We start from the raw sequence: 8,822 nt of genomic DNA, 5'->3' as shown, positions 1-8,822 counted from the left end.
ACGACAAGCCCATTGGCAGAATTAAGTATGCACTAAATTAATTCCGCCAACAGGTAAAAACATTCTCTAAATTCGCAATTGAAAAACTAATTCTTTTCAAAAGAAGAGGTTTATCACAGATACAAACAGCATTTGCTATTGAAGCAAACTGACGACACAGACAAGATGACGACGCAAACAGACGAAAAGAGAAACCAAGATGATGCAAACTGACGAAAACGATAAATTTCAAACCGACGCAATCAACGACGCAAACTGACGAAAATACAAAAACGAAACCGGAGCGGCTTTCGCTACAGATAGCCTTCCACACAAAACCCAAAATCAAAAACCAAACCCCAAAAGGAGTTACTGGCACACGACGGAGAAATTGTATTCTCTCGAAACCGCCTACTTGAGGGGAACCCTTACAAACTGAATAACTAAAAAGGAGTAGTCTTTCCAAACCAACCGACAGACATTCCAACATATATAAACTAAACAACAAAAAGGAGTTGCTTATGAAACGACTTGTATTTGCACTATTAATACTGTTCTGCGGCAACGATATGTCAGCCCAGACATATACAAAGGAAGTCTGCGTAAGATTCCCGGTGGCATCAAGCGTGCTCAATCCTAACTTCGGTGATAACGCAGCAAGTCTCGCAGAAATAGTCAAGTTCCTTACTGACGTGCAGAAAGACAGCACCTTGGAGCTGACCAGTGTGAAATTCTGCGGCTCGGCATCGCCCGAAGGTGGACCTCTTCTCAACCAGCGCCTCACCGAAAGACGCTGCGCCAACATGGAGCGCTACGTTCGCGAGCGAGTGCAGCTGCCCGACGCAATAGTGTCGAAGTGCGAGTGCTCGGAGATGTGGCAGAAGCTGGCTTACTTCGTAGAGAAGTCGGACATGCCGTACAGAGACGAGGTGTTGCACCAGATACGCGAGACCGATGAGTTCACATACAACTCGAAGGGAGTATTGGTAGACAGCCGCAAGAAGCGCCTCATGGACCTCAACTACGGACGCACATGGAACTACATGCTGCGCGAGTTCTTCCCCGCAGTGCGCAACGCCAGCCTCATATCTGTCTACATCGAGCAGAAGCCAACCGTGGTAGACAACCAAAAGGCAGAAGTGATTGTTCCGGAAGAGCCCGTAATACAGGAGCCGCAAGTAGAGGAGCCCGCACCTGAGCCTGAGCGCCGCAACGCCTACCTCGCCATCAAGACCAACATGCTCTACGACGCGCTCGCCGTACCGAACATAGGCATGGAGTTCTCGCTCGGAAAGCGCTGGTCGATAGCAGCCGACTGGATGTACGCATGGTGGAACAACAACCATCACCACAACTACTGGCGCATCTACGGCGGAGGCATCTCGCTGCGCAAGTGGTTCGGCAAGGCATCGAAGGTGAAGCCGTTGCAGGGACACCACCTCGGCATCAACGCACAGGCGTTCACCTATGACTTCGAGCTCGGCGGAAAGGGATACATGGCAGGCATACCCGGCGGAACACTTTTGGACCGCACAAGCTACGCGGTAGGAGCCGAATACGGCTACTCGCTGCCGATAGCAAAGCGCCTGAACATCGACTTCAGTGTTGTGGCAGGATATATGGGCGGACGCTACTACGAGTACGAGCCGCTGGACGGACACTACGTGTGGAAAGCCACGAAGAACCGCCACTGGATAGGCCCTACAAAGGCTGAGGTGTCGCTCGTATGGCTCTTGGGACATGGAAACTACAACAATAAGAAGAAAGGAGGCGACAAATGATTAAGGTCATATTTAAACGCAATGTTACGAGAATCGCAACGGCGTTTGCTCTGGTTGCCATGACAGCATTGTCATCTTGCGAGCACAAGGATTTGTGTTTCGACCACGACTCTCATTCTCCTAAGTACAAGTTCCGTGTAGAGGCAACATATCAGCAGGAGTGGGAGATACGCAGCGACGGAAGCACCGACTGGAAGAACTTCTCTGCATGGGTCGACACCTATGGTATGCAATACGACGACCTCAGACCGCTCATACCCGCAGGTCTCCGAATGCACGACTTCCCGGCTCTCGGACCGAGCGACATGATCAACATGCCAGCTCAGGGCGACGTAGTAGGTCTCCGACCGGGCAAGCATCAGCTGCTGTTCTACAACAACGACACCGAGTATATCGTGTTCGACGACATGTACTCGTACGCAGCAGCAAAGGCTACAACCCGAACACGCACACGAGCTTCGTTCCTCGGCAATCCGTTCCAGAAACAGACCGACGCCAAGGAGCCTACGGTGGCAATGCCCGACATGCTCTACGGCAACTTCAACGAGGAGTACACATCGGAGCGCACGGTGGAGGAGACGGTGATGCCAGTCACGATGCACCCGCTCGTGTTCAAGTATCTCGTTCGCTACGAGTTCAGCAAGGGTCTGCAATACGTAGGACTGGTGCGCGGAGCACTCTCCGGAATGGCGTCAGCCGTATACCTCAACAGCGGCAGAACATCAGCCGAGGCAGCAACGCTGCTTTACGACTGCACGCTGCAGCAATGGGGAGCACAGGCTATAGTTACATCGTTCGGAGTGCCCGACTATCCTAACGGCTACTACACTTCTACACGAGCACCGCGCAGCCACGCGCTCAACCTCGAGGTGCGACTGAAGAACGGCATCATAAAGAACTTCTACTTCGACGTGAGCGACCAGATTGCAAAGCAACCGCAAGGCGGCGTAATCGTAGTGAAGGGCATCGAGATCTCTGACGAGGACGGCAAGCACGGCGGATCGGGCTTCGACGTAAACGTAGACGGATGGGGCGAGTTCGAGGACGTAGACATGCCGCTCAAGTAGCGCTACGCAACTCAAGTAGAAACTGTACACGGTTTACAACTAAACTTTTCATATAACTCTATTTACTAAATTAAACTACATCATTATGAAGAAGAATCTATTTTTAATCGGTTTGGCAGCAATCGGTATGTTGTTCACATCATGTAGCAACGACGAGACAGTAGAGAAAGCTAAGAATCAGAACGGCATTCAGTTCAAGAGCTTTGTAAATAACAGCACACGTGCGACAGACTTGACAACCGCTAACCTCACCGACTTCCAGGTTTGGGGTATTATGAAGAAGGACAACCAGATTGGCAAGCCGTTCGTTGGCACACAGGTTAACAAGGCTGGCGGCGCATGGTCTTATGGCACACCAGTTTACTGGGAGAAGGGCTATCAGTATAGCTTCGTAGCTGTGGCTCCGGCTGGTGCATTCGAGATGGAAACAGCTCCTGCCGACTACCAGGACTACGGCAAGGTTAAGTTCAACAACGGTAGAGGCGATACAGACCTTCTCTGGGCTACCAATAACAAGGGTCTCGTGACATGGGATGGCGATGTATGTCCGGCTGCTGTCGATCTGACATTCAACCACATGCTCTCACGCGTTCGCTTCAACTTCGTGAACGCTATGGACGACGGCTCTTTGCTCACCGTTAAGGACGTGCAGATCACAAACGCTTGCACAGAGGGCTCTGTACAGCTCATTGCTGACAATGCAGGTTTGGCATGGGCAGCTTCAGGCAACGCAGCCCTTCTGTTTGACAACGCAGCAGAAACAGGTTTCGCTCAGAACGCAGCTTGCACAACAGGTCACAAGTACATGATTCCGACAACTAAGGCTTATAATGTAACATTCAAAGTAGAGCGTGCACACAACGGCGTTGTTGACACCTACGAGCACTCTGTTAACCTCACAGAGATGCAGATGGAGTCTGGCAAGAGCTACCAGTTCAAGGCTGAGTTCACAGCACAGAACATCAATCCTGAAGGCGCACTCTGCCCGATCGTATTCGAACCTACTGTTAACGAGTGGGACGCTTGGGGCGACGCAATCGACATGAACATGTAATCGTAGAAAACAACTAACACACGATGCGTCGAAAAGACACATCTGTGAACATCTAACACATCAGGTGTGGGGGGAACGCACAGTTCCCCCTTACACCCGCTCTTTTTTCTTAAAACCAATTAACCCATTTAATACGAACGAATATGAAAGGAATAAATATATTAAACATGACAGCAGGCATGGCTGCTGTGCTCCTGTCGGTGACACTCTTTTCATGCAGCAGCGATGTGCCGTACGAACACACTGATTACAGCACAACAGACAATATCTGCTTCGGTATTTCTGATTCTGGCAACGGCACACGCGCCGCAGCCGCAAACGAAGCGATAACCACCGACCGTTATGTGCTACGCTCATCAGAATCGAGCGACACCCTCTGCGTGCGTGCTGTCGTAAGCGACGGAATAGGCAAAGCCGCTGCCAAGCATGCCACACGTGCTTCCATGCAGACCACGATGTACGACCAGTTCAACGTCGTAGCGCAGTTGAAGAAGTCTGACGGTAACATTGCTCCACGATACTACATGAACGAGGTAGCCACCAAGCAGGGCGTTGTTTGGCAACCCTCTTCGTCGATATACTACTGGCCCGACAACGGATCGCTCCGCTTCCTTGCATGGGCTCCTTTAGATGCAGAGCTTGACGAATCGCCGGTCAAGCCTTCAGAAGACGTAAACAAGACAACCATAAAGTACACCGTTCCGGCAGAACTCTCAAAGCAGCGCGACCTCGTAGCGGCTGCCACCGGCTACAACGCAAGTCCTGCGGGCGGAGTATGCGCTCCGGTATCGCTGCAGTTCAAGCATCTCTGCACAGCCGTTGTCGTGAAGACCGGCGCAACGATGGCGCCCGGCACGATAAAGAGCGTAACCGTTACCAACGTGCGCAACTCTGGAACGTACGACATGCTGAGATCCGCATGGACACTCAACGACGCAACGACCAGCTACACCGTTTCGCCCAACATGGCTACAGGCAGCACCACAGCCGAAGGCACTAAGCTCAACGCCGACGACGCTACATTCATGCTGCTGCCGCAGACATTGGGTGCTGACAGCAAACTCGAAGTGATGTTCCACGACAACATCTCTGGCCGCGACCGCCTGCTCACAGCTTCTCTGAACGGCGCCGAATGGCCGATGGGCAAGACCGTTACCTATCGCCTCTCGATAACTCCAGAGTATGAACTTGAGTTCACATCAGAGCCGCAGGTGCAGGATGCTCACTATGTGATCTATCCTATAAAGATAAAGGTAGATCCTGGTTTGAGTGGTGGTTGGAGATTGAAGTCAACATCGCCAAAGGTGACTCTTTGCAAGGAGTTAACAGAACTTACATCGCTTGGCTACTGGATTGAAGAAGACCGTGGTACACAGGCTATAGAAGGTACTGAAACAGGTGAAATCACTGTATATGCTTTCATTGAAGAAAATGTAACTAATGCAGAACGTGACCTCGTGCTCGAGTTGAGTCCGAAGGGAATACCTTCAGCTACACCAGCTAAGTTCACAATTAGACAGTTGTGTCCGAGTTGGAATACCGACGGATTGGGTTGCGAGCGCTTTGAAGATGGAAAGTATCCATGGGGCTTCTTGTGGGATAGCTCTATGAAAATCACCTATGATATGAGGGATGCTGGTGGTCATGGCTTCTGGGGTCCGTTAAGAAGATGGATTATGAAGATTCAGATTAAGTATTATGGTGATAAGTATAAAGACTACATTACCTATACTCAATATTGGCTTCAATTAGAAACTGTTACTATCGACTTTAGTAAAGTACCTAATCTTGATGTAGCAGACAATCCTGACGATGGAAATCTGAATACATGGGAATTGTATAATTTCAATGGTATTAGTGATGTAACAGGACTTATGACTCAGTTGGAAGCGTGGGGTGGAAAACCTGATAAACATTTAGCGCAAAATCCAGCAGAATATGCCGCTCGATTGTGTACAATGAAGAATAAGTTTAATAAGGAATTGCTTGAAACAGATGCTGCTGGTAACAAGACATATCGTCCAGTGCTTAAGCGAGAAAACCTTGTGTGGTATCTACCTGCTAAGAACGAATTCTCTATGGTTGTAGATAATGAATATCCTTTGACTGGAGATTATTGGACGTCAACAGCTTCTGAGGTTGCACATGATAACGAGAATTCGTATAAATACTTGTATGGTTCTGGTGCATCTCTCCAAAAGCGTACAACGTTGCTCAACGTACGTGCAGTGCGCAAGCGTCCATAAGCTGCGCCGGCACTCATAAAAATGGTACTTTTTATATTATTTGCATAACTCTTTTCATACTGCGATTAGAATGATCCGTGAGGCTAATTCTAACCGCAGTTTGTTTTTTGTTATATAAACCAAGTACGTGAAAAAATCTGCCATATCTTCCAGTTTCGCCGTAACGCACACAGGATAAGCGCAATAAGGGCTGGAAGATAAACCGCTGGACGCGATATCTACCAGCCTATCTACCAGCCCGAACCAATCATCTGCCAGCAGTATAACACTTTTGATGAAGCCATAAAACACTTTTGATGCAGCCGTATAATGCTCTTGACGCAGCCTATCAAATTGCGTGTCTGGAGCAAAAACATGGCGTTTGTTTTTGCGGTTTGCGCGTTTTGTACTAATTTTGCACGCTCAAAACGCCCCTATCATCATTAACAATTTATATTTTTTATGTTCAAAAACAATTTCAACGCACGCCCTGGAGCCTTGCATTTCAAGCACTTCACGCACCGCAGCTATGCTCTTTTCAGCTGCTTGGGTCGCGAGGTGCTCATCTGCACGCTCAGTGTGGCTACGCTCACCAACGCCAAGGCAGAGGGCATCAGCACCAAGCCGGTAGCGTCGGCTCTGGCTCTCGACTCGCTGAGCCGCGAGGAGGTGAAGCTCGACGAGGTGCTCGTAACGGGTTCGCGTGCTCCGCTCACTGCATTGCAGTCGGCAAAGATTGTGGCTGTCATTTCGCGCGACGACATTCAGCGTGCGGAGGCAGCGAGTGTCAACGACATTTTAAAGTTAGTCCCGGGCGTGGATGTCCGTCAGCGCGGGGGCTTTGGTGTACAGACGGACATCTCCATCAACGGCGGCACGTTCGACCAGATTACCATTCTATTGAATGGCATGAATATTTCGAGTGCACAGACGGGTCACAACGCTGCCGATTTCCCAGTTTCGCTTTCCGACATTGAGCGCATCGAGGTTCTCGAGGGTGCTTCGGCACGTGTGTTCGGTTCGTCGGCGTTCAGCGGCGCCATCAATATCGTTACGCGCCAGGATGCCGAGAGCAATGTGTCGGTGGCTGCCGAGGGCGGATCGTTCGGCACGTTCGGCGGCGACGCGAGCGTGAACCTTGCTACGGGTGCGGTGCGCCAGAAGCTGAGCGGAGGCTACACGCAGAGCGACGGAGGCACGGAGAACAGCGACTTCCGCCGTCGTCGTGCCTACTACATGGGCCGTTGGGAGTCGCGCTACGTAGACCTGCAGTGGCAGGGCGGATTCTCGTCGCAGGACTTCGGTGCGTCTACGTTCTACAGTGCGAAGTACAATAATCAGTTTGAGGCTACACGACGTTTCCTGGCGTCGGCACAGGCGGAGATAAAGCCGTGGGCTGACGACCGTTTCGTGCTCACGCCGATGGTCTACTGGCATAAGGATGTAGACCACTACCAGCTCATAAAGGGCAAGGAGGGCGCTGCTGCCGGCGAGAACTATCACCGTCTCGACACCTACGGCGGTTCGCTCAACGCTCATGCTACGTGGCTGCTCGGCAAGACGGCGGCTGGCGTCGACGTGCGCCGCGAGCATATCCTGAGTACGGCGTACGGCGATGTGCAGCAGGAGGACAAATGGGTGTCTATCAGCGGCACCGACCGCAAGTACAACCGCCTCGGCGAGCGCACCAATACGAGTCTCTTCCTCGAGCATAACGTCATCGTGGGCGGCTTCACGCTGTCGGCTGGCTTGCTCGCCAACCGCAACACGGCGCTCGACGGCAAGTTCCGCCTCTACCCGGGTGTGGACGTGAGCTACCGCCCGAACGACGAGTGGAAGGTGTATGCTTCGTGGAACCGCGCGCTGCGCGTGCCTACGTACACCGACCTGTATACGAACAATGCGGTGCAGCAGGGAGACATTGCGCTGCGTCCGGAGAAGAACGAGGCGTTCAAGGTGGGCGCACGCTACCGCACGCACGGCTTCGAGGCGCTGCTGAGCGGCTTCTACTCGAAGGGTACGGACATCATCGACTGGGTGTATCCTACGGCTGAGAGCAAGAAGTATCAGGCTATGAACATCGGCAAGCTCGACAATATGGGCTACTCCGTAGATGCTGCGCTGCATCTGCAGGAGCTGCTGCCTGAGTTCTTCATCACGCGCATAAAGGCGGGCTATGCGTTCATCCATCAGAAACATTCTACCGACGGCGACGTCTACGGTTCGCTCTACGCGCTGGAGTATCTGCGCCACAAGGCTACGCTGCAGGTTGACCATCGCATCTGGCGACAGCTCACGGCGTCGTGGGCGCTGCGCTGGCAGGAGCGCATGAACGGTTATCATCCGTATACGAAGGTGGATGTGCGTCTGCAGTGGACTGCGCCTACATACAATATATATGTAAAGGCCGACAACATCACCAACCACCATTACTATGACCTGGGCAACGTCAGACAGCCTGGCATCTGGGTTATGGCTGGTGCGAGTGTGAAACTGAAGTTCTAAAGTGCTGACCGAATTCTAAAATGCAGACCGGGGCGTGGTAATGGCTTTACCGCATACATGTAATGCCATTACCGCGCCCCGGTTATATCGTTACCGCACCGCTGTAACGTTGTGCCCAGCTTGCGGTAACACTCGCTTTTCTAAAGTTTGTTATTGCTACCCCAATTCGGGATAAAATAGCGATTAGTTGCATGTGAAGACAGATACACGA

Annotated in this window: 5 protein-coding genes; all 5 read left to right on the top strand. The window is 51.6% G+C overall.

The features are described from left to right. Window positions 1-500 precede the first annotated feature (500 nt). The 5 genes from KTQ90_RS11885 (at window position 501) to KTQ90_RS11865 (ending at window position 8,611) form a co-directional block, all read left to right on the top strand. On the top strand, window positions 501-1,760 hold the full coding sequence (locus KTQ90_RS11885) for a DUF3575 domain-containing protein (RefSeq protein WP_217318613.1): 1,260 nt from the start codon (window positions 501-503) through the stop codon (window positions 1,758-1,760). Further along, on the top strand, window positions 1,757-2,827 hold the full coding sequence (locus KTQ90_RS11880; RefSeq protein WP_022158272.1) for a DUF5119 domain-containing protein: 1,071 nt from the start codon (window positions 1,757-1,759) through the stop codon (window positions 2,825-2,827). The genes KTQ90_RS11885 and KTQ90_RS11880 overlap by 4 nt, the downstream gene beginning before the upstream one ends. An 85-nt stretch (window positions 2,828-2,912) precedes the next feature. Then, window positions 2,913-3,881: a fimbrillin family protein gene (locus tag KTQ90_RS11875; RefSeq protein ID WP_217318612.1), complete on the top strand. Its 969-nt coding sequence runs from the start codon at window positions 2,913-2,915 to the stop codon at window positions 3,879-3,881. A gap of 143 nt (window positions 3,882-4,024) precedes the next feature. Then, entirely contained in the window at window positions 4,025-6,127 is a 2,103-nt protein-coding gene (locus tag KTQ90_RS11870; RefSeq protein ID WP_217318611.1) for a fimbrillin family protein, read from the top strand. 441 nt (window positions 6,128-6,568) lie between these two features. Continuing rightward, entirely contained in the window at window positions 6,569-8,611 is a 2,043-nt protein-coding gene (locus KTQ90_RS11865; RefSeq protein ID WP_217318610.1) for a TonB-dependent receptor, read from the top strand. Window positions 8,612-8,822: the final 211 nt, after the last annotated feature.

This window comes from Leyella stercorea (genome assembly GCF_019052365.1).
Lineage (GTDB): Bacteria > Bacteroidota > Bacteroidia > Bacteroidales > Bacteroidaceae > Prevotella.
The sequence above is the reverse complement of the archived record's forward strand: the minus strand, read 5'-3'. Positions and strand labels throughout refer to the sequence as shown.